The organism is Mucilaginibacter lappiensis (assembly GCF_050433765.1).
Lineage (GTDB): Bacteria > Bacteroidota > Bacteroidia > Sphingobacteriales > Sphingobacteriaceae > Mucilaginibacter > Mucilaginibacter lappiensis_A.
In genome coordinates this window covers 128,356-149,884 of sequence record NZ_JBNPWP010000003.1, presented here as the reverse complement: position 1 = coordinate 149,884, position 21,529 = coordinate 128,356, and the positions used below count along the sequence as shown (strand labels likewise).

The window sequence follows — 21,529 nt, the reverse complement described above, 5'->3', positions numbered from 1 at the left end:
AATGATATCTTTTATTATATTTTTTCTTTGTTAATGGGGTTGGATTAGGTTAATTAAATCTACGCAGTAAAAAACGAAATTTAAACCTTCTCTTTAATAAGATAAACAGTTGGGAGTGATAATTCCCGTTTTTGCTCCTCCTTAAACGGCATCACCATACGTTTCCAATAGATAGCCGTTTTACCAATTGCCGGAATGACCAGCATCACAATAGCTACAGCAAACAGCATTATGGCGAACACCATGAATACTGCCCGGTTTGTTAACAATTGGCTTTGCTGTGTAAGGTTTTGCCATACAGCCGCATTCGCCAAACCCGATGCCTGGTCTGAAGTAAACCCTTTTGAAGCATAAAGAGCGCGGTAGCCATTCAAGCGGACAATCGTGTTTTGATTATCTGACGTTAGGTAACCAAGAAACCCTTCTTTAAAATATTGATTAAAGTACAACTGCAGATTATAAAACCCGGCGAATGAATTTAAAGTTGAGGTGAAACGGGTAAATGCTGCAATTACCAAACCGGTAGCCCCGGTATACGCAGGCGCTGATGAAAGCACAAATATCATTAAGGGCACAAACAGCAGCCCTGATGCAGCACCCTGAATAAATACCGGAAGCAGCAGGTTAGTAAAAGATAAGTCGGGTGTCAATAAAAAGCTCATCCATACATTGAATGCCGCCATCAATCCAAACCCCGTTACCAAAAGCACTTTGATGGTAATTCTTTTTACAAGCATCAAGCGGATTGCGAAGACAAGCAGCATCACCATTCCTGCGATGTTGCACAAACTCAGTATAATCACTTGCAGTGTACTCCACTTAAGTACTCCCCCGGCGTAGTTATAGATCAGGTTCACACTATCTTTGCTGCCGTAATAGATAGCCAGCAGACAAATCCCGATCACAAAATTCCGGGATTTAAACACGGCCGGGTGAATTACCGGTCTTTTGACGATGTGCTGCCTGTACAAAAATAACAAGGCCGCAATCACGGTGGCAAACGTACTACAACGTATCCGTGGGTCGGCGAACCAATAATACCTGGAGCCGTAAATAAGCGTATAAGCCAGTGCCAGCATGCCGCAGGCGAATAAGACCATTCCGCCCCAATCAATTTGATATAAAGGATAACGCCTGTGCCCGGACGACTGCCTTAACATCAGCAACATCATCATGAGTGTCAACAATTGAAACAGGATCAGGTAATCGTAGGTTACTTTCCAGTCAGCAGATTCTACTACCACGCCGGCAACTAAACCTATCACAACCGTATTGCTCAGTATCGCGCCATAAAATACCGCCGGGGCTATCGTTTTCACACGCTCTGAGGGCAAGCGCGAAAAGATCAGCAGCAGCGTAAATACAAGCACATTGCCTGTTAAAATGCCTTGCAGAAACCGGATAACTAAAAATAAATTGATATCCTGGCAGTGGATACAAATACAATTCAACATGATGGCCAGCATTGTACTAACCAATAAATAGCCCCGCGTATCGAAATACCTGAAAAATCGAAATTGTACCGGTATAACAGTGATAATACCGGCATAGGTTGCCATCACACCAAATTGAATATCTTCGGGCTGCGCACCAAGGTAACCGACCATATAATTCTGGGTTAGCACAAACATACCCAGCTGCACCAAACCAGATAGTAACATTAGCAACAGCGCAATGCGTACTCCCCAGTGCCAATCAATTATCCAATCTTTAAAATAAACCGGCTTCATGATCATGATCTTTTTTTAACGGCTACGGTTACACTCATACCGGGAATCACATTGCCAGCTTGTGCGTCTGTAAATTCAATTTTTACAGGTACACGTTGGATGATCTTCACAAAATTTCCGGTGGAATTATCCGGCGGTAAAAGCGAGAAACGAGAACCGGTAGAGCCCGCAATAGCCATGATCCTGCCCTTAAATATTTTACCATCTATGGCATCTACACGTATCTCCACAGGTTGGCCTACGTACATACCAGCAACCTGTGTTTCCTTATAGTTTGCGGTAATCCATTTATCGCCTTCGTTAATGATACTCACCAGTGGCTGCCCGGGTTGGATCTGCTGGCCCTTTAAAATATTTTTGCGGCCCAACCTACCGGAGTATGGCGCGCAGATAATGGTATAAGATAAATTAAGCTGTGCCAGCTCCAATGCAGCTTGTTTTCGCTTAATATCTGCCTGCAACAAGGCGAAATGCGTTTTAAGCTCCGCTATGCGCGCCTCGTTAGTTCTTAGGCCATTTTGGGCGGCACTATAATCGCTTTCCGCCACATCATAGTGTGCTTTTACCTGTTCCAGATCTGCACCGGTAGCGGCTTCTTCTTTTACCAGGTTTGTGTAGCGCCTGATATCCTGCTGCTGCTGCACATATCTGGCCCGCGCGCCGTCGATCTGATCCTGGTTGACATGCGTACCTGTTTCGGCCGAATGGATACTTGCTGTAAGTACTGTTAGCTGAGCGCGGGCATCCTCTATCGCTGCCTCAGCCACCTCCAGTTGGGCACGGTATTCCCTGTCATCCAGTATAACCAGCGTATCGCCCCGCTCAACCAGCTGATGCTCGTTAAAGCTGACACGTTGAATATATCCCCCAGCCCTCGCAGAGACCGGGTTAATATAGGATTCAACCTGGGCATCATTGGTTTCTTCGTAATGCTCACTATATTTCCAATATTGAAAAAAATACACTACCCCGATAAGGGTTACAACTACCGCAATAATCGTAATGACAATGTTGCCCGGATGTGTTTTATGATTCTCTTTTTTCATTTTTTAATTGTTTGTTTATAAATTCCCGCTGGTATAAAGAATATGGTAATAAATAGCCAGCGCATCCGTTTGGGCCCTGATCAAATTGAACCTTGATTCCTGGTAGAGATTGTCCGCATCCAGCAGATCTGTTAGTAAGGACAGCTGGTTTAAATATTTGGTATTTACGATGCGGTAGTTGACCCGGGCCTGCTCCACAGAGTGCTCATTGACCGAAATCCTGGTGAGCGCTTCTACATACTTGATATAATGGGACTTGATCTCCGTACGCACATTATCGCTGTAAGCCTCTTGCTGCACTTCGAGTTCTTTTACCCGGAGTTTGCCTGCGGCCACCTTACTTTTATTGTGGTACAGCGATGAGATGCTGTATTGCGCCTTCAGACCCACGAAACCGATTGCATAGGCTTGATTAACCGGCGGAAAGAAAAGATAATTTGGGTAGTTTAAGCCATAAGCAGTATAAAAGCTTAAACTGGGCTTATTATTGCTTTGAACACCTTTAAGCCTGGCCCGCTGCACTTCAACGTTTTCAGCGGCTTTTTGCACGCTATATGACGAAACTCCAGCAGCCTCGATAAGCGGCAGCAGTGAACGGATTTCCGGTTTGGCCATCCCGGCAGAATCGATAGGTAATATTCTTACGGAATCAGGAACATTAATTAAAACGTCTAATTTCTGGTTCGCAATGGTAATATCATTTTCATTTTGCTGTAAGGAAAGCTCAACGTTAGAGAGCGCCACCTCTGCTCGTAACACATCGCTTTTGGTCACTTTTTGATTTTTGTAAAGCGCGTTAATATTATTCAGCCGCGTTTGTGCTCTTTTCAGCTGATCCAGAATGAATTTCTGCAGGTCATTAAGACTGACCAGATCAAGGTACTGGTTAGCCGTTTGTAAACCAATATTTCCAGACTGATCCCGGGTGTTCAGCTTTGCCAGGTTTAAGCGCGATGTTTGTTCCTTTTGCAAAGCCCGCTGCCTGCCGCCACTATAAATATTAAATAAAGCGTCAACGCCTAAAGCCGCACTATTAGGTGTCGGTTTTCTTGGCCCTGTAGTGGAGTGGTTAAGCCCTTCCGTAAACAGCGTAAGGTTAGAGAAACGCTGAAAAGAGCCGCTGACATTAACCGTCGGCAATGCAGTGTTGTAAGCATCTTTACGGTCTTCACCAACAGCGCTTTCTTCGATATTGGCGGCTTGCACCCATTTGTTCTGGCTTTTGGCAAACTGCACCGCCTCAGCCAGGCTAAGTCTGTAACCATTCCCTGGTTGGGCCTGGGCACTTGCAATTGTTGTATTCCATATTAAAATAGCCAGCGATAGAACAGCAGCTGACAAACACAGCTTTGTGCTGTGGTAAACATAATTATACATGACTTATCTAAAACCTCCTTTTGATTTTTTCTACAAGGCAAATTTCCGGCTAAACGACAGGTATAAGTAGACAAAACCACCTCAATATTCGTCGAAATGGCTTATATATTTAAATGGAGAGATTAAATATTCAATTGAACTTTTTCCGGTACTCAATCGGAGACATGCCTGTGTTAGTCCGGAAGAATTTGCCAAAAACAGACTGGTCTGAGAAATTCAACAACCCGCTGACTTGCGATACGGTGAGTGTTTTGTTTTGCAGCAAAACTTTAGCTTCCAGGATCACGGTGTCGTCGATCCATTTTCCGGCGGATTTGCCGGTTTGCTTTTTAATGGCCGCCGAAAGAGATTTGGGCGTTAAATGAAGATGGTCGGCGTAAAAATAGAGCCTATGCTCCTGCATATAGTTATTACTCAGCAACTGCCTGAATTTGTTAAACAAAGGGTATCCCTTTTTAGGAGATGGCGTTTCGGGAGTATGTTGCCGGTGATAGGCATCTATCTCATAAACCAGGGCGAAAATATAGCTTCGGACAAGCTCAGACTCATGATAGTTACCTGTAGCCTGCGTTAGTTGGATGAGCTCAAATATTTTGTTGATTTTAATGAAATAAGACGATTGCAGCGGTAAAACAATAAGATCACTATCTTTAAAAAAGTCATATTTAAAAAGAAAAAAAAGGTCTGCATACCTTTCCATTAAAAACCCGTCCTTAAAAAAAATAACATCCATTTTCAACAGGTCGCTGCTTTTAGTGAAATATCGTATAACAGAAGGGCCCAACGTAATAATTGACGGCGCGTCAACATCCCACGATGTCAAGCCAGCATTCAGTTTAACGGTGCCTTCTTTAATATATGCAATCGCATAACTCTCGGCCCGGTAGGGTTCTTCATGATATGGACGATTACCAGAACTCACAAAAAGATATTCCTTATTAGGATCGGGTACAGAAAAAAGCCTGCTGTGTCTTGAAAGTGAAAATGTTTTTATGCCATCCATCAACATAAAGTTAAAACATTAAGCGTGTTTTTTGCCCCTGTCGTCTTTTTTTAATATGTAATAGGCTTTCAGGCCATAAATGTCGCTACAGCAGGCGGCGTAAGCCTCAACCAGCAGACCAATGTGCATAAGATTGAACCAACCAGTTCCAGCTCAGGAAAACCTGGAGCGCTGAACTGGATGATTTTTTCCCCGGCCGCCAAACCTTCGGGCAAAGCAAAAATGGCGCAATCTATATCATCAGCGTGGGTATCAATAAATTTAACTGCTAAAGAATTATGGGATAGCTCAATATCAGCACCTTCATCGGCGAAATGAGGACATACAGCGCGGACTAACCATACTCAATCATCGTCATCTTTAACTGAGGATATTTTCACAAAGGCGCTCCTCCGTGGTTCCGGCATCCGGCTTTGCGACCCTTTTATCGCTTTCCAGATAACTTCATTTAACGGCCGGTCCGGAACTGCGTCTGCTTTTAGCGGGTTGAAGATAATAGCTTTAGTCTGTAGATATAATAATAGACGGATATAAAAAAACCCACGTACAGTTAAGACACGTAGGCATTACTGTATAAGGAATTGATTTTGGCCTTAATTAAAAAAAGAAGTTAGCTGTGAAACTAACTTCTTTCAATCTACCCATTCACTCATCCATCTACCTAAGAAGTTATTATTCTGAGCTACACATTGTTATACGATTGTATAATTTAAATTGTTGCAAAAATCAGTAATATAAAAAGGAGAATAAACATTTCTGCTTACTCTCCCCCTCGTTTAATTTTAGCGCCATAATTATCGCTAACTACTTTTAAATCAAGACAATAATCAGACCACTTTATTCACTATAAATAAATAAGACCGCCCAACTACTTTATCATCTTCAATGCTGATTAAATCATTATAAGAATTTTAACCATAATTAATAAATAAGTTGTTTACTATGGGGTATGATTCTTGCACTATTAAATAAGTATCTAATTATTAACAAGTTATTTAATAAAAAAGCGATGGATGATATTGAGAGCGAATTAATCGAAACAAGAGTTCAATTAAACCATTTAAGGCTTTTCTCTAAAGCCAATGCGGTTTTACTTCAACGAATTTTAGAACGTTATGACGGAATCGTTGAACAATTATTTGACCTAAATAAAGTACTTTATCTTCAATCATCAAAAAATATAAGTTTTGTTGAGCCTAAAATGAATTTATTATTTTTATTAACTACATCAATAAAAAATAAAAGGAATAATTTTAATAAATCAAAATTCCGTTTACTGCTTTCCGTAAATGAAGACATTAATAATTATGGGCTTTATTTAAAAGAAAAGGGGAAAAAGGATATACTTTAATAAGTGTTATATTTATTTTTAATTATTTATCCATCTCTCTGTGATATGTACCATACTGGGTCCGGAGTTTCCCCCTCACCCAGGTCAATAAGCTGTTTTGCTCAGGAACGTTGTGAAACCGGCAATACTTACAAAGCCCCAATATATTTAAACCAAAGTAACAAAACCTGACTAAAAACCAGGTTTTGTTACTTTGTTCAGAAGTGAACTTGTAGGGCTAAGTGCCCTGTCAATCGGCTTAAAGAACGCAGGCGCCAAAGGATCGGCGAGTATTTTTTGAACCGCCAGGTCAGCTCCATATTTGGTAAAATGATTTTCGTCAAATAAGTAAGGTGCATTTTTAGCCGATAGCGTAGTAAAAGGTATACGGTTAATAATATCTATATAATTATTTGGCAGCCCAGTTATCAGGTGATCATTCATGGCGTATGACTCAGCCGATATGAATTTACCGAGTAACTTAATATCATACTGTAATTCCTTGGCCAGTATAACAGGATAAGGCAATTTGTAAATTTCATTTTGCCCAATAATGATAACTTTAATATGATAGCGGTTCAGGTACTCAATGGTTTTATTAAAATCAGCAACAAGTTGCAGATAACCACCTTTATATTTATACCAATTGGCGCTAAACATTACACCGTCAATTTGCCCGGAATTTTGCGGTATAAAATTAGTATACAGGTAGTTGATCATATTATAACATTTGGGTGCACCATTTTTTCTCATCAACGGATAGCAACCGCTTGATGTAGCCTGGATCAAATGCACATTCATTTTGGCAAACTGTTCTTTAAAGGATTCTGAGAAATGAGCTGCATGACTATCGCCGATAAGTAAAATATTTTGATGTCCCGGTTGTAATTTAAGACAACTTGCCATATTAAATTTTTCATCCTCATCGTACGTTACATTCACAAAGCAGCATCCATGATCAAATTGCTTATCCCTGTCGGCAAAGTGGGATCTGTTATAGTTGGATAAATAAATGGACTGGCGGCTAAATAATATCTCGTTTAAATTGGTAAAACTAAATACAAAACATATCCCTGCAACAACAGCCATGCCTGCAAGTATCCGTTTGCTATTAGTAAATTGCATAGATTCAATATACCTGTACGACAAAAACCCCAACCCTAAAGAGATGATGATCATACAAACAACTGTTAAAAAGCTAAGTTGAAAGCCTAAATAAAATGCGATCACATAAACGGGCCAATGCCATAAGTATAATGAATAAGATATTTTTCCGATGAATTGAATAACGTTATTAGATAGTAATTTGAATTGATTATAGTTGGAGGTGATGATGATGAAAGTGCCAAATACAGGGAGCATAGTAAAAGAACCCGGCCACCTCAAACGCTCATCAAGAAATACAAGACCAGCCAAAAGCATAAAATAACCCAAATAGGCAACATACTTTCGGTATTTGAATGATTTAAAATTATCCTCGAGCAGGAATGCGATACCGCCAAACATCATTTCCCACGCCCTGCTGGGCAGAAAGTAGAATGAGGCTGAGGCATTATGTCTGGTTAATAAAAAGGACCCGACAACAGAACATAGCGTAATTCCTATAAAAAGAAATTTAAAAACCGATTTCTTTTTAATAATCTTATGTAATAATAAAAGAGCTACCGGGTAGATCATGTAAAATTGCCATTCTACCGATAATGACCATGTATGCAAAAACATATTGGTATCTGACAAAGGGTCGAAATAACCAGAATGTGCCCAATAATAAATATTTGACAGGAAAAGTAAACTCGCAGTGCCATTTGCCTCAATTTTCTGAAAATCATCCGGGAAATAGGTAAAAAAACCAATCAGGGTAATAACCAGCACTAAACCTAATAATGCAGGTACAATTCTTTTAAGCCTTTTACCATAAAAATCTGCGAACGAGAAATTACCCTTGTTCATAGCATTAATAATTATTCGGCTCATGAGGTACCCGGATATAACAAAGAATATGTCAACACCTGAAAAGCCCCCGGAAAAACATGGAACCTTATAATGAAAAAGAAGAACCCCAAGTATGGCAATTGCCCTTAATGCATTAATATCATATCTGAAATTTAGTTTTGCAGCAGAATTTAGGGCCATGAAAAAGGTTTAGGTGATCATTAATAATCGGATCCAAGCTACCTATTTTAGTTCACTTATCAGGCGATATTAAATGAAATAAAAATATGGGCTTAAACCCATTCTAAATATTGTCAATAAATAATTTAGACATGATTTTAAGTAAACTTATTGAACATGCTCCGGAAAGATGTTAACTTGAAAAGGATTTAACAAAAATTTATTTAATCAACCTTTTATCCATTATCACCAGTAATACAGGGTTAGCCCAATATTAATATGACCATAAAAGATGATCTTCAATTAAAGCTAACTCACTTTGCGCAAAAGGGACGCTGGAATAATACATTGGTAAAAATCGTATCGGCTCATTTGTTTTGGATATTGGTTATTAGTGGGGTTGTACGGTCAGTATATTACTCGGTACTGCTAAACACTACAGCCGTTGATACCCCATCCTATATAACCTATCATGCAAATATATTAAAGGGTGAAACCGACGGCCGCAGAACACCTGTTTATCCATATTTTATAAAACTGATAGAATTGTTTGGCCATCAAAATTTAATAAACCATGTGGTTACAGTCCAAATCGTGATCTCCTTTTTATCCATTATCATATTTTATAAGGTAGTACGGGCCATTTTTGAAAAACAGCCTGTAATATTTGCAGCATCGTTACTATACGGGATAATGCTGCCGGTTATCAACTTTGATAAAATTATTCTTACTGAATCGCTTTCTGTAACCTGTTGTTTAATCTTTATTTATATGGTAGTTAATTACCTGCAAAAACCCGGAAACATTAAAGCCTGGATGCTTACTTTATATGTATTTATTGCCATCATGCTGCGTCCTTCCTTCATTTATCTTTTGCCACTGGTAATAGCTTTTTGGGTTTTAAGATTAATGATCTTTAAAAAAGATTGGAAAATGTGTTTATCGGGTTTAGCTGCATCGGTTGTTGTTATCCTCTTAATATCGGGCTATTCGCATTTAAATAAAAAAAACGTTGGCTTTAATGGTATTTCCCAGGTAAGCAACAATAACCAGATGGCTGTTATTGTTAATGCAAGTATATATATGAACGGGAATGATCCTGAAATATCCGCGGCTATAAAAAGTAATATAAACCTGCAACAAAAAAGTGCTGGTCAAAGGGTTTCCGGAATAAATATTATGGCCAAGTATGAACCGGAAAGGGTTCATTCATTTATAATTAACTGCATAAAAAACCAACCTGTAGTTTACGCACAATATATTGGCGGTAAGCTACTTGATTTGCAGGCAGCAAATATATTTACCAATTATGCGGAGCACAAACTCACCGTTTTAGCATTCAGAGTGGAGAATATAGAATATTTAGTGTTTTGTATAACTTTTAATCTCCTTTATTTTTTTATCATACTTGATCTGGTATTGATTATTACAGGTTGGATCAAAAGAAAAATGGTGCCCTGGTTTAAAATAGTTTTATGGTTGCTTATTACAGGTCAGATAGCGGTAGCCATAATTGGTGGCTATTCCGAATATCAACGCCTTATTTTAGCCGCTATGCCCGCGCTCATTATCCTTGTGTTTTCCTATATCGACAAAATATGCTTTGCAATAGATGGTGATAAATTACAGCATTATCCCGCATCGGTTTAGGTTATAAAACCCACGATGAAAAACACAACAATATGATCCTGGCTACCTGCTGTATATCAGCACAAATCCTGATCAAAGACTAATATCAACCTTTTTGCCAGTTTTAACAGCCAGATAAATAGCATCAATGATCTTTAAATCTTTCACCGCTTCTTCACCGTTTACAGGTACAACAGGCTGATTGTTTGAAAAGATGATCCCGGCCATCTCATCCATTTGTACGGTTTGATGAGTGGTAACAGGCTGATTCAATTCGCCTTTATGTGTACGCCCCTGTATTGGGCCATAACCTGTAGATGGCTGTAACTCTGCAAACCCCTTTTCACCATCAAGAAAAAAGCGGTCGAGATTATTCATATTATAGGTTGACAGGCATGACGCTACGGCTCCACTCGGAAAACCAAACTGAAATTGAATGGTTTCATCAACACCTTCTTTAAATTTCACGGTATCCGTTTTGGTTTCCTGCGCTGTAACCCAAACAGGTTCTTCGCCAATCATATAGCGCGAACCATTGATGGCATAAATACCTATATCCATCATGGCGCCGCCGCCGGCAAGTTGCTTATTTAACCGCCATTGTGTAGGATCGCCAATTTTAAACCCGCATTGGCCCTGAAAAAACATAATTTTCCCAAACTCGCCGGCTTTCCTCATCCTGATCACCTCAAGTGTTTTAGGTTCAAAATGCATACGATAGCCCACCAGTAACTTCACATTAGCTTTTTTACAAGCGTCAACCATCTCTTGCCCTTGCTGAGCATTTACCGACATTGGTTTTTCGCAGATGGCGTGTTTGCCTGCCTTGGCCACCCGTATTACCTGGTCATGATGCAGTCCATTCGGGGTTATAACGTATACCGCATCAATATCGGGGTTGTTTTTAATATTGTCGAAATTTTCATAATTGTAACAGTTCTTTTCAGGAATTTTAAATTTGCTTTGCCAGTCTTTAACCTTTGAAGGCGTACCGCTTATTACGCCAACCAGCTTGGCTTTTGTACATGATTGCATGGCTTCGGCAACCCGGGTGCCATAACTGCCAAGCCCCATAATGGCCACCCGTAAAACCGGCCCATCATAGGCTTTATTACGATCGTCTGTACAACTTGCAAATCCCGAAAGCGGGGCCAAATGCAAGGCCAAAGCTGATACTCCTAATTTTTGTAAAAAGTCCCGACGTGAATTCATAACTGCGTGATTTTATATTTGGTTTACGATTACAATTTACACATTTCTGATAGAATGCATTAACAGCCATAAATGTTTTTAAAACATTTATGATTATTAACTTAAACACCTACCTCTGTATAAGTTATATAGTTAAAACCCAAATTTTCAAACGAAAAATGTCTGAAGTTTAATAACCAGATGGGTTGAGCACCTGCGTTGTTTACTATAATGGAGCTTAAGAACCCACATTTTTTTCTAATTTCGCTGTCGAATGAACAGGATTATTTCATCTTCCACCGTTACACCAACCTGAGTAGCAGGGGTTGACTACTCAGGGCAATGCAATTCTTGCTAAGTGTTTTTTTGCTATCAATTCACTTTTATTTTTTCAACCTAAACCAACATGCTATGAAGGCTTACTTTAATTTATTTGATTTTAAACAAACCATAAACTATAAAAACGAGGTATTAGCCGGACTGACAGTTGCAATGACTATGATGCCGGAATCATTATCATTTGCTATCCTGGCTGGTTTCCCACCGTTGGTGGGCTTATACGCTGCATTTATCATGGGTTTGGTTACCTCCATCTTCGGCGGAAGGCCTGGTCTGATATCAGGTGGCGCGGGGGCAACTGTTATTGTGCTGATAGCCCTGATGAAATCAAATGGACTTGATTATGTTTTTGCTGCGGTGGCCTTAGCAGGCTGCATTCAGATACTGATTGGCCTGTTCAAGTTAGGTAAATTTATCAGGCTGGTTCCGCAACCGGTGATGTATGGCTTTGTTAACGGATTGGCTGTTATTATTTTTATGGCACAACTGGAACAGTTTAAGACTGTAGTTGGAGGTCATGAATCCTGGTTAAGTGGTTCCTCGCTTTATATTATGGCAGGACTGGTTGCTTTAACTATTGGCGTTGTTGTACTGTTGCCACGTATCACTAAGGCTGTGCCACCATCCTTAGTAGCTATTATCGTGGTTTTTGTAATTGTACTTTTATTTGGAATCCACACCAAAACGGTAAGAGATATTGCAGCGGTAAGCGGCGGCTTCCCGCCGTTTCATATTCCATCTGTGCCATTCAATCTGGAAACATTAAAAGTTATATTTCCTTATGCGCTCATCATGGCAGGTGTTGGTTTAACCGAAGGGCTGCTGACCTTGAATTTAGTTGACGAAATGACCGCTACCCGGGGTAATAGTAATCGCGAATGTATTGCTCAGGGCAGCGCCAATATCCTAAACGGGTTTTTCTTTGGAATGGGCGGATGCCCGATGATCGCGCAAACCCTGGTTAACCTTTCTGCCGGTTCAAGGGCAAGGTTATCAGGCATCATAGCGTCGCTTACTATACTGGTAATTATCCTGTTTGGAGCTCCTATTATTGAGCGTGTACCCATGGCCGCTTTAACAGGTGTAATGATCATGGTGGCCGTTGGCACTTTTGAATGGGTAAGTTTTCGCATAATCAACAAAATGCCGAAGCAGGACGTCTTTGTGGGCATACTGGTTGCCTTAATCACGATTTTGCTTCATAATCTCGCTTTAGCCGTTTTGATTGGCGTTATCATATCTGCTTTAGTGTTCGCCTGGGAAAGTGCCAAAAGAATCAGGGCCAGGAAATATATTGATGAAGCAGGTGTTAAACATTATGAGATATTTGGTCCCTTATTTTTTGGATCGGTAACAGCCTTTAACGAAAAGTTTGAAGTACTGACCGATCCTGAAGAAGTGGTGATCGACTTTAAGGAAAGCAGGGTATCAGATATGTCGGGCATTGAAGCTTTAAATAAACTGACGGAACGATATCGTCAGGCTGGTAAGAAACTGCACTTGAAACACCTAAGTGACGATTGCCAGCTACTGCTTAAAAATGCTGCTGATGTAATTGATGTGAACATACTTGAAGATCCTGCCTACCGCGTCGCCACTGAAAGGTTATCTTAGTGTGATGATTGTAAAGCAGTTTCCAGCTAAACATACATATATCTTTAGTTAGAAACTGCCAGAGCCTGGATCTACTCAGAACGCGGCAACAGTATAAACCGGGGTTTTCTTGTTATTATACCCAGTTTTTTTCGATTTTTTCACCAATGATCTTTAGGACATCATCAGGTAACGTACCTGGGTTTTCGTTAACCCATCCGTTAGTATCGTGGTGTATCTCTGTTACCAGCTCATCATCAATTAGCACTTCATATACCCTTTCATAGGGCACTAAAGTACATTTTACTACATGTCCCTTAAAGGTTAAAGGGAAATTGAATGCATGATCGATTTCCATAACGCTAAGTTTTTGTGTATTATAAAGTTACAAAAAATAACAGGTAAATAACTCATCAAAATACCTGCCAAAATTTTTTTATCAGGTTTATTTAAGATGGTGAGGTGATAGCATCAACCAATGGTTAAATCACACGATAGTTTTGGCTAAAGCCATATAAATTTAACTTATAATCCGTTGGCTAAAGCCAACGGCAATGATAAATATAACGAATCTACGGGGTGGTTTTCCATTCATTGCCGTTCCATTTATGGAACGGATAAAGCAACCAGATATGGGCTTTAGCCAAACCGGATACCCATTTACCTTATGAAATAAAAATGCTGTTCAATACAAAACCATCTATTCTGTTTTTAAACTCTTTATTGGGTTAGCCAATGCCGCTTTTATAGATTGAAAACTAACGGTAATAAGCGTAATAGCTATGGCTCCCAAACCGGTTAAAACAAATATCCATACCGATATTATAGACCGGTAATCAAAGTGCTGAAGCCAGTTATGCATCAGGTACCAGGCAAGCGGACTGGCTATTAAAATTGATATGGTAATAAGGCGGATAAAATCGGTTGATAGTAAGCTCCAAAGATTAAATACCGAAGCTCCAAGAACCTTTCGTACCCCTATTTCTTTTATGCGCTGCTCGGCCATGAACGATGCCATACCAAACAGGCCCAAACAGCTGATCAGGATGGCCAGGCTGGCAAAAAACGCGGCAAGCTTACCTATGCGCTGTTCGTTGCCGAATTTTTTGGCGTACGCTTGATCAACAAAATTATAGGAGAACGGCTGCTCTGGGTTAAAATGCTTAAATACGGGTTCTATTTTTTCTAATGCCTGGCTTGCGCTTATTTTAGGATTTATTTTTAGTAATACTGTGCTACCCGTACCCTTATTCATAAAAAATATGGTAGGCATTACCTGCCCGTAAGGCGAATCGACAATGATATCATTTATTACACCGATGATCTTAAATTGATTACCATAATAGGTAAGGCTTTCTGCAAGCGGGTTTTTCAAGCCCATAAATTTCACGGCGGCTTTATTGATCACTACGGCCATAGAGTCGGTCAGGAACTCACGTGAAAAATCACGGCCTGCTGCAAATTGCCAGCCCGCGGTTTTACCATACTCCGGGGATACCCCATTTTGCTTAAAATCAACGCTCAGGTTAGGGTCTTTACCTTTCCATTCAATCGCGCTTGTACTGCCCGCTGTTTCGGTAGGTGCAACATCACCTTCGGCCATTGATACAACAGCACCTGTTTTAAATAGCTCGTCCTTTACCGCTTCGTAGCTTTTATGGATATCATTGGTACCTATAGGTACCGATACCAATCCATCACGACTGTAACCTACCGGGCGGTCTTTAGCAAATTCTATTTGGCGAAACACCACAATCGTACCAATAATGAGTATAACTGATACAGTAAACTGAACCACCACAAGTACCTTTCGCGGCATAGCTGCCAGTTTGCCCACCCTGAATGATCCTTTTAATACCCTAACCGGCTTAAACGAGGACAGGTAAAGCGCCGGGTAACTGCCTGCTATTAATCCGGTGAGCAAACTAAAGCCAATGCTTAATATCCAGAACAATGGCGAGCTCCAAAGTATAGCAATCTGTTTATCAGCCACCTCGTTAAACACCGGCAAACTTAACGTCACAAAAAGCAGGGCCAATAAAAAAGCCAAAGCTACGCATAGCAACGATTCGCTGAAGAACTGGTAAATTAACTGGCTGCGCAGCGAACCAATGGCTTTGCGTATCCCTACCTCGCGGGCCCGTTTCTCTGACCGGGCTGTGCTCAGGTTCATAAAATTGATACAAGCCAGCAGTAATACAAATACCCCAATGATACCAAACATCCATACATACTGGATGCGGCCACCTATATTCTTACCATCTTTAAACTGATCGTATAAATGCCACTCGCTCATGGGCTGCAAAAAAAGCGCGGGTTTCTTTTTAGCCAGCACCGCGTTAACATGGCGCAGCTTAACATCTCTTATTTTTAGCGAAACCGAGGCCATATTGGCATTACCAGCCATCAGCACGTACAGGCTTACAAAATTAGGGCGCCAGGGCTCGTTCATGGACTTAATATCGTTGGCATTATAAAACATTTCCCACGAGCCAATAAACTGAAGATTGGCAAAAGTAGAATTCTGCGGCAGGTCCTGGTAAACACCACCAACTTTAGCTATGATCTGGTTATCAATTTTCAAAGTTTTATCAACAGCGTCGGCGTCACCAAAGTAAGCCTTGGCGGTAGATGAAGAAATCAAAATGGATGAAGGGTCTTTCAATGCGCCCCTGCTGCCTGCTAACATCTTTAAGGTTAACATATCAGGGCCCTGGTTCTCCATATAGCCACCGTTGCGTGTTAGTTTCTTATTGTCGAGGGCCACAATATGGTTGCCCATGCCGGCAGTCATCACTACATATTTAAAATCGCTGCTATAGCTTTTGCGCAATTCGGCAGCCAACGGATACGGCACATTTTCCCAGGTTTGTACTTCGCCGTTATTGGTAACATTTTGCTTTACCTGGGCAATATGATCATAATTGGAGGTGAACTTATTGAACGACAGCTCGTCCCAGATCCAAAGACCGATGAGCATGGCTACAGCCATACCAACAGACAGGCCCACAATATTAATAAAGGAGTGAACTTTATTTTTAATTAAGTTTCGCCAGGCAGTTTTAAGATAGTTTTTGATCATGGTTTACGCAATTGATGAAAACCAATGATAAATTTTTATGCCACTTATATAAATACTTACAAATCAAATATTTATGATTTAATTTCTGTAATTGAATGTATCATTTGCGTACAGTGAATTGTTCGGTTTCAGTATAAGAAGTACTAACTATAGTGATCAAAAATCTGCCTACCTCTCCCTCCTGATCTTATCGCGGTGCTTGGTACCCCATTCTGCCAGGGTGCGCAGTACTTCGCTCAATGTCCCGGCATAATCCGTTAGCTGGTATTCAACCACTACGGGGGTTTGCGTATGAACTATTCTTTTTACAAAACCATTCATTTCCAGTTCTTTTAGCTCACTGGATAATACACGGGCCGAAATGCCATCTACCGTTCTTTGTATTTCATTGAAGCGCTTATTGCCTTCTCCTAATGCTACAATTACTCGCAATTTCCATTTACCGCCAATAACATACAGCGAATCGCCGATGGCGTTTAACATACCCGCGCATTCCGGAGTGCTTACCTGTACGCCAGATTCCATAACTATTTGATTTTCATAAAACTATACAAAAGGTTACCACTAACCTTTTGTATAGTACTAATATTTTATAAGCAAATGTAAATAGATTTGTCCAGATAAAATTAAAACGATGAAAAGAATACTTCATATTATTTCGAGCCCAAGAGGCGAAGCCTCCCTGAGCATTAAACTTGGAAATGCAATTATTGAAAAGATAAAAGCTGAATATCCCGGCAGTACGGTAAAAGAAAGCAATTTGATCACGAAACAATTTCCTCACCTGGAAGAAGCCCATTTGGCCTCTTTTTTTACACCTGCAGAAAGCAGAACCCCGGCAAACATCGAAGCTGTAAAACATTCGGACGAAGCCATACAGGAGATCCGCGATGCTGATATCGTTGTAATTGGTGCACCACTTTATAACTTTAGTATCCCCTCTTCGCTAAAGGCATGGATAGATCACATTGTGAGAGCAGGCGTTACTTTTAAATATGATGGAAATGGCCCCGAAGGGTTATTAAAAGGTAAAAAGGTTTATATCGCTTTGGCATCAGGCGCGGTTTATTCAGATGGCCCTATGCAGTCATTTGATTTTGTTGAGCCCTATTTAAAACATATACTAAGCTTTATTGGCCTGACCGATATTAGTGTATTCCGCGTAGAAGGTTCTGCTATACCGGGCATACAGGATACCGCCTTAGAAAAAGGGATCAGCAGCATTCACTTAAATTAAAGTGAACTTTGGAATGTAAAAGTAAAATGAAAGAGGCCGTCTTTTTGAGACGGCCTCTTTCATTTTAAACTAAATATACTGTTGGAAATCAGATCTCCTTAATTTTCTTTTCCTTCTGATAAAACGGTTAACGTCGGGTTATACCTATATAAAGGAAAAAAATCCACATCTAAATTCTTATCAATACCTTTATCATCAAGTAACTGCTGATAGATCTCAGGGTTAGCTATAAATCGCCAGCTTTTATAATCCATAGTTAAATCAGAAAGCCCTAATTTTCCAAAAAAAAGACTGTCTTGTTTATAGCCTATGCCCCCACCCAAGTTATAATAACGCATTCCAAGCGATCTGCCTATCACTGTTATTTCATCAACCAGAAACTTAAAAGGACTAAAGCGCATGTATTCGGTACGTGTCCCCAATAAATGAGCCTCGATAATGCCGTTAGTTAGCATAACAATAGTGCTTGCCATTACTTTATCGCCATCATATACTATAAATACCCTGGCATCATATTCATCGGTGTTGGTAATTTTTTTGAAATATTCTTCATTAAATAAATAATAGTCTGAAGCACCAATCCTCTCCATATTCTCTTTATAGGCATCAAAAAAAAGAGCAATTGCATCGTCACCCCTTTCCTCAATAAGCCGGAACCCCATTTTCCAGGAACGCTTTATGGCATCAATGGTTGATTGCCGGTACTTTTTTCGCTGAGCTTCTATACTTATAGACAGATCTAATACAACACTAAGACCATTATCATATATCCCGCCAAACCTTTCAAGCAGCAAAGACTGTTTAAAAAAGATATTCAGCCTCGAAAATACCGATACACAGTTTTCGGCTTTAAGAAAATCAAGAAATGCAACTTTAAAATTTTCCATTAATGGATCTTCCAACTGCTCCATTCTTTTATTTGAGATCGGTCCGGTATAGCCATATACACAAGTCAGGTCACAATATACCGTTCCCGGGATCTGTCGTTTAATAAGCGGAAAAGCTATGTAATTTTCATTCTCAATATATACTACCAAAATCGGGCTGCCTGATGTATCCAGCGAATGGTAATGCCAGGTGTGGTAAAAATCATATTCAGCAGAATTTTTAACGTAAAAATTCCACTCCGTTTTATCGTGGATGGTTAATAATTTAAGCATGAATTATATTTTTAAATCAGCAATCAGACTTTAAGGTATAAACATCAATACCCGGGAAGGTTACTGCCCGGGGCTTAATAATTATAGTATATTATTCGTACTATCCATTGCTTCGCCATATCACATACATGATACTATTACTTATTAAACAACAATTTTAACAGACGTTTTTTATTTTAACATACTGATTTAATTGTAGCGCTTTGTGACATATTTCCAAAGGATTACGATACCTGTTTATTATACGTTGCCTATTAGGAATACGTTGCCTATGCAGTATCCGTTGCCTGTATATTATTTTTATTTATCAAGATTAAATACATTGACACGACACAAGAGGCTGTCTTAAAGGTAGAGCTCTTTTTTATTTGAGTAAGTTGTACAACAAGTGACCGACCAGGTTGATACCAAACCGCTAAACAATGTTTCTATCTCATCATTATTATGTCCCGGATTATTAGCGTCTGCCGCATTTTATGGGGTAACGTTCCCATACTTGTCAAGATTTGTATGGCACTTAGAACAAGTAGTTCCTCCATATAGAAATTGATTTCCGTTCTCAGGTATCCTTACTATCGGTTGTTTTGTATTACAGACTGGGCAATAAACCCTTTTTAAGTTTATTCCAAATTTTGATTTATTCTTACTTGCCATTATAAGCCAAATAGCAACGCAAATAATGATCCCGGTTAAAATAAAATTCATTCCGAATTGAGTTTAAGCATACATCATCGTATAACTACGTAAAGATAAAAAAGCCTTTAGTTTTCATCTAAAGGCTTTTAATAATCTTTCCCTTGCTGTCCGAAGTTTCCCAACTTCGGACTAACGTGCTTGTAGTCTTAGACTAAAGAAATAAAAAAAATCTAACTCTTTTATGGCCGATTTGTTTATTTGTACGCTATTGCCGCGCTTGATGGTCCTGCTAACGGAAGCAGTAAGGTTGATTTAAACCCGACAATATTCGCCCACCTGTTAAAGTCGGCAAATGTGTAATCAAATCCTGTTCCTGTTTCAATAAGCATATTCAAACTCATCATCATACCAAAAGCGTTTTGCTTTCTTTCATCATCTATTATGCCCTCAATAGCTACAAATGCCCCACCCACGGGGAGTGCGTCATAAGCTTTTCTCATTAATGACATTTTATTTTCTTCGTCCCAATCATGCAGGATATTTCCCATTACAACAACGTCTGCATTGGGTATTGGCATAGTGAAAAAGTCGCCGCTTGCCGCTTTTACACGGTCTGATAACCCGTATTGCTGTATGGTAGCATTTGCAATAGGCTCAACCGGCGGCAGGTCAAAACTTATACAATGCATATCGGGATTATGCTTTGCAACCATAAGCGAAAGCAACCCGGCCGAACCGCCTACATCAATTAGCGTTCTATATTTTGTAAAATCAAATTTTTGAGCAAAGGCCATAAAATTACCCATTTGGATACCGGTCATTGCATTGGTAAATTCTTTTAATTTTTCAGGGTCCTTGTATATCAAACCGAAAAAATCCTCGCTTCTTTTTGCTTCGTTTTGCGGAAGCCCTGTAAGCAGCCCCTCGCCCAGGTTACCCCAAAATGCATATAAACGATTGTTCATCATTTCAAGGATACCTCCAATATATGATGGTTTGTTTTTATCTAAAAATGTATCAGTGTCCAGGGTATTTGAATAAATAGCGGTATCCAAAATACCTTCACGCTTTAAAAAACCAAACACAGTTAAAGCATCTAAAAAATCATAGACATTTCTGTCTGTGCATTTAAGCTCCAAAATACCTTTGACATCTTTGGCCTTCATAGTTTTCTTTTCAGCAAGCTTGGTGAATAATTCAAAATTCACTGCAGTCAAAAGAATTTTTGAGGCCCAAAAGCCCGTGCCAATTTTCATAATGTTTTCAGGCGATGGCTGGTTAGTTTGTTGTTCCATTTTTTTTAATTAATTATCGGTTTTAATAAATTGGTTTGCCTTCCGGAAAGTTCTATCGGAGGCAGGCAAAATTTGGTTATCTAAAATACAGCGATTTAATTTGATATAAGAATTAAAGGAGTTTTTTGATCAAATCCTAACCGCCTGTGTATCTGTCGCAAAACAACCTTTAAAAGCCGCATTTGCACCTAACGGACACCATGAAATGGAATTAGCTTTGTAATGTCAATCAATAAATGCACAAGTAAATTAAATGATTATGAACACATTGAATAAACAATTTACAGCAACGCTGCAAAAAAGTGATAATAAGGGCGGATGGACTTACCTGGTATGGCCCGATTCTGTTGAGTTTTTTAAAACCAGAGGACTGGTAAAGGTGCGTGGCCTGGTTGATGGGTGCCCGTTCCAAAGTTCGTTTATGGCATTAGGCAATGGTACACACAAATTACCCATCAAGGCCGATCTGCGTAAAACCATTGGAAAAGATGTTGGAGACCAGGTTACCGTTAACCTGGAAGAACGGATATAACATTGCTCTGTTTAACCGTAAAACAAAATAATCCTATACTAACCGGCTTGCGTTCGTTTGCAAACGAGCGCAAGAGAATACTTTACCCTCTCCACGCGTCATTGCGAGGCACGAAGCAATCTTTATGCTGTACAGAGCGAAATTACTTTGCATAATTGATCTGCCTGTGTAGAGGCTGCTAACTGCTGATCAACCAAAGCTTTAATTTCGGGGACGATACATAACTCAACTTCTCCG

The 21,529-nt window shown here is 39.8% G+C and carries 16 protein-coding genes; 5 read left to right on the top strand and 11 right to left on the bottom strand.

From position 1 onward, the window contains the following. Positions 1-80: 80 nt before the first annotated feature. From M2273_RS10895 to M2273_RS10880, 4 genes are all read right to left on the bottom strand, one after another. Positions 81-1,736: an MFS transporter gene (locus M2273_RS10895; RefSeq protein ID WP_429396646.1), complete on the bottom strand. Its 1,656-nt coding sequence runs from the start codon at positions 1,734-1,736 to the stop codon at positions 81-83. After that, positions 1,733-2,776 carry an HlyD family secretion protein gene (locus M2273_RS10890; RefSeq protein ID WP_429396644.1) on the bottom strand — a complete coding sequence of 348 codons (1,044 nt, stop codon included), beginning with the start codon at positions 2,774-2,776 and terminating at the stop codon, positions 1,733-1,735. Before M2273_RS10890 ends, M2273_RS10895 begins: the two co-directional genes overlap by 4 nt. 15 nt (positions 2,777-2,791) lie before the next feature. Beyond that, a complete protein-coding gene (locus tag M2273_RS10885; RefSeq protein WP_429396643.1) occupies positions 2,792-4,117 on the bottom strand; it encodes a TolC family protein in 1,326 nt (441 codons plus the stop codon). Between the two features lie 166 nt (positions 4,118-4,283). Beyond that, entirely contained in the window at positions 4,284-5,156 is an 873-nt protein-coding gene (locus M2273_RS10880) for a helix-turn-helix domain-containing protein (RefSeq protein WP_429396641.1), read from the bottom strand. A gap of 1,009 nt (positions 5,157-6,165) precedes the next feature. Here M2273_RS10880 and M2273_RS10875 point away from each other — a divergent pair. Beyond that, positions 6,166-6,507, top strand: coding sequence for a hypothetical protein (locus M2273_RS10875; protein WP_429396639.1), 342 nt, complete (start codon positions 6,166-6,168; stop codon positions 6,505-6,507). Between the two features lie 171 nt (positions 6,508-6,678). On the opposite strand, the gene M2273_RS10870 is transcribed toward M2273_RS10875, so the two are convergent. Next, positions 6,679-8,619, bottom strand: coding sequence for an acyltransferase family protein (locus M2273_RS10870; RefSeq protein ID WP_429396637.1), 1,941 nt, complete (start codon positions 8,617-8,619; stop codon positions 6,679-6,681). Positions 8,620-8,877: 258 nt separating this feature from the next. Between M2273_RS10870 and M2273_RS10865 the strand changes: the two genes are divergently transcribed. Then, positions 8,878-10,248: a hypothetical protein gene (locus M2273_RS10865; RefSeq protein ID WP_429396635.1), complete on the top strand. Its 1,371-nt coding sequence runs from the start codon at positions 8,878-8,880 to the stop codon at positions 10,246-10,248. A gap of 72 nt (positions 10,249-10,320) precedes the next feature. On the opposite strand, the gene M2273_RS10860 is transcribed toward M2273_RS10865, so the two are convergent. Continuing rightward, entirely contained in the window at positions 10,321-11,439 is a 1,119-nt protein-coding gene (locus M2273_RS10860) for a Gfo/Idh/MocA family protein (RefSeq protein WP_429396633.1), read from the bottom strand. A gap of 390 nt (positions 11,440-11,829) precedes the next feature. Between M2273_RS10860 and M2273_RS10855 the strand changes: the two genes are divergently transcribed. Continuing rightward, positions 11,830-13,371, top strand: coding sequence for a SulP family inorganic anion transporter (locus M2273_RS10855; protein WP_429396631.1), 1,542 nt, complete (start codon positions 11,830-11,832; stop codon positions 13,369-13,371). A gap of 115 nt (positions 13,372-13,486) precedes the next feature. Here M2273_RS10855 and M2273_RS10850 read toward each other — a convergent pair whose 3' ends face one another. From M2273_RS10850 to M2273_RS10840, 3 genes are all read right to left on the bottom strand, one after another. Then, the gene (locus M2273_RS10850; protein ID WP_429396629.1) at positions 13,487-13,708 is read right to left on the bottom strand and encodes a hypothetical protein; all 222 of its coding nucleotides are present in this window, start codon (positions 13,706-13,708) and stop codon (positions 13,487-13,489) included. Between the two features lie 342 nt (positions 13,709-14,050). After that, positions 14,051-16,432 (bottom strand): ABC transporter permease, encoded by a 2,382-nt coding sequence (locus tag M2273_RS10845; protein WP_429396627.1) that lies wholly within the window; start codon positions 16,430-16,432, stop codon positions 14,051-14,053. 168 nt (positions 16,433-16,600) lie between these two features. Further along, complete coding sequence (locus tag M2273_RS10840) at positions 16,601-16,957, bottom strand: winged helix-turn-helix transcriptional regulator (RefSeq protein ID WP_429396625.1); 357 nt, start codon at positions 16,955-16,957, stop codon at positions 16,601-16,603. Positions 16,958-17,066: 109 nt separating this feature from the next. Between M2273_RS10840 and M2273_RS10835 the strand changes: the two genes are divergently transcribed. Further along, on the top strand, positions 17,067-17,669 hold the full coding sequence (locus tag M2273_RS10835) for an FMN-dependent NADH-azoreductase (protein WP_429396623.1): 603 nt from the start codon (positions 17,067-17,069) through the stop codon (positions 17,667-17,669). Positions 17,670-17,767: 98 nt separating this feature from the next. Here the strand turns inward: M2273_RS10835 and M2273_RS10830 are convergent, their stop codons facing one another. Then, a complete protein-coding gene (locus M2273_RS10830) occupies positions 17,768-18,829 on the bottom strand; it encodes a GNAT family N-acetyltransferase (protein WP_429396621.1) in 1,062 nt (353 codons plus the stop codon). An 890-nt stretch (positions 18,830-19,719) separates the two neighbouring features. Next, positions 19,720-20,760: a methyltransferase gene (locus tag M2273_RS10825; RefSeq protein ID WP_429396620.1), complete on the bottom strand. Its 1,041-nt coding sequence runs from the start codon at positions 20,758-20,760 to the stop codon at positions 19,720-19,722. 259 nt (positions 20,761-21,019) lie between these two features. Between M2273_RS10825 and M2273_RS10820 the strand changes: the two genes are divergently transcribed. Beyond that, positions 21,020-21,292, top strand: a complete 273-nt coding sequence (locus tag M2273_RS10820; RefSeq protein ID WP_429396618.1) for a DUF1905 domain-containing protein — start codon at positions 21,020-21,022, stop codon at positions 21,290-21,292. Positions 21,293-21,529 lie beyond the last annotated feature (237 nt).

What these genes read in the sequence shown, in the direction of transcription:
- M2273_RS10895 (WP_429396646.1), bottom strand. Translation starts at nt 1,736, where the DNA reads ATGATCATGAAGCCGGTTTATTTTAAAGATTGGATAATTGATTGGCAC.
- M2273_RS10890 (WP_429396644.1), bottom strand. Translation starts at nt 2,776, where the DNA reads ATGAAAAAAGAGAATCATAAAACACATCCGGGCAACATTGTCATTACG.
- M2273_RS10880 (WP_429396641.1), bottom strand. Translation starts at nt 5,156, where the DNA reads ATGGATGGCATAAAAACATTTTCACTTTCAAGACACAGCAGGCTTTTT.
- M2273_RS10875 (WP_429396639.1), top strand. Translation starts at nt 6,166, where the DNA reads ATGGATGATATTGAGAGCGAATTAATCGAAACAAGAGTTCAATTAAAC.
- M2273_RS10870 (WP_429396637.1), bottom strand. Translation starts at nt 8,619, where the DNA reads ATGGCCCTAAATTCTGCTGCAAAACTAAATTTCAGATATGATATTAAT.
- M2273_RS10865 (WP_429396635.1), top strand. Translation starts at nt 8,878, where the DNA reads ATGACCATAAAAGATGATCTTCAATTAAAGCTAACTCACTTTGCGCAA.
- M2273_RS10860 (WP_429396633.1), bottom strand. Translation starts at nt 11,439, where the DNA reads ATGAATTCACGTCGGGACTTTTTACAAAAATTAGGAGTATCAGCTTTG.
- M2273_RS10855 (WP_429396631.1), top strand. Translation starts at nt 11,830, where the DNA reads ATGAAGGCTTACTTTAATTTATTTGATTTTAAACAAACCATAAACTAT.
- M2273_RS10850 (WP_429396629.1), bottom strand. Translation starts at nt 13,708, where the DNA reads ATGGAAATCGATCATGCATTCAATTTCCCTTTAACCTTTAAGGGACAT.
- M2273_RS10845 (WP_429396627.1), bottom strand. Translation starts at nt 16,432, where the DNA reads ATGATCAAAAACTATCTTAAAACTGCCTGGCGAAACTTAATTAAAAAT.
- M2273_RS10840 (WP_429396625.1), bottom strand. Translation starts at nt 16,957, where the DNA reads ATGGAATCTGGCGTACAGGTAAGCACTCCGGAATGCGCGGGTATGTTA.
- M2273_RS10835 (WP_429396623.1), top strand. Translation starts at nt 17,067, where the DNA reads ATGAAAAGAATACTTCATATTATTTCGAGCCCAAGAGGCGAAGCCTCC.
- M2273_RS10830 (WP_429396621.1), bottom strand. Translation starts at nt 18,829, where the DNA reads ATGCTTAAATTATTAACCATCCACGATAAAACGGAGTGGAATTTTTAC.
- M2273_RS10825 (WP_429396620.1), bottom strand. Translation starts at nt 20,760, where the DNA reads ATGGAACAACAAACTAACCAGCCATCGCCTGAAAACATTATGAAAATT.
- M2273_RS10820 (WP_429396618.1), top strand. Translation starts at nt 21,020, where the DNA reads ATGAACACATTGAATAAACAATTTACAGCAACGCTGCAAAAAAGTGAT.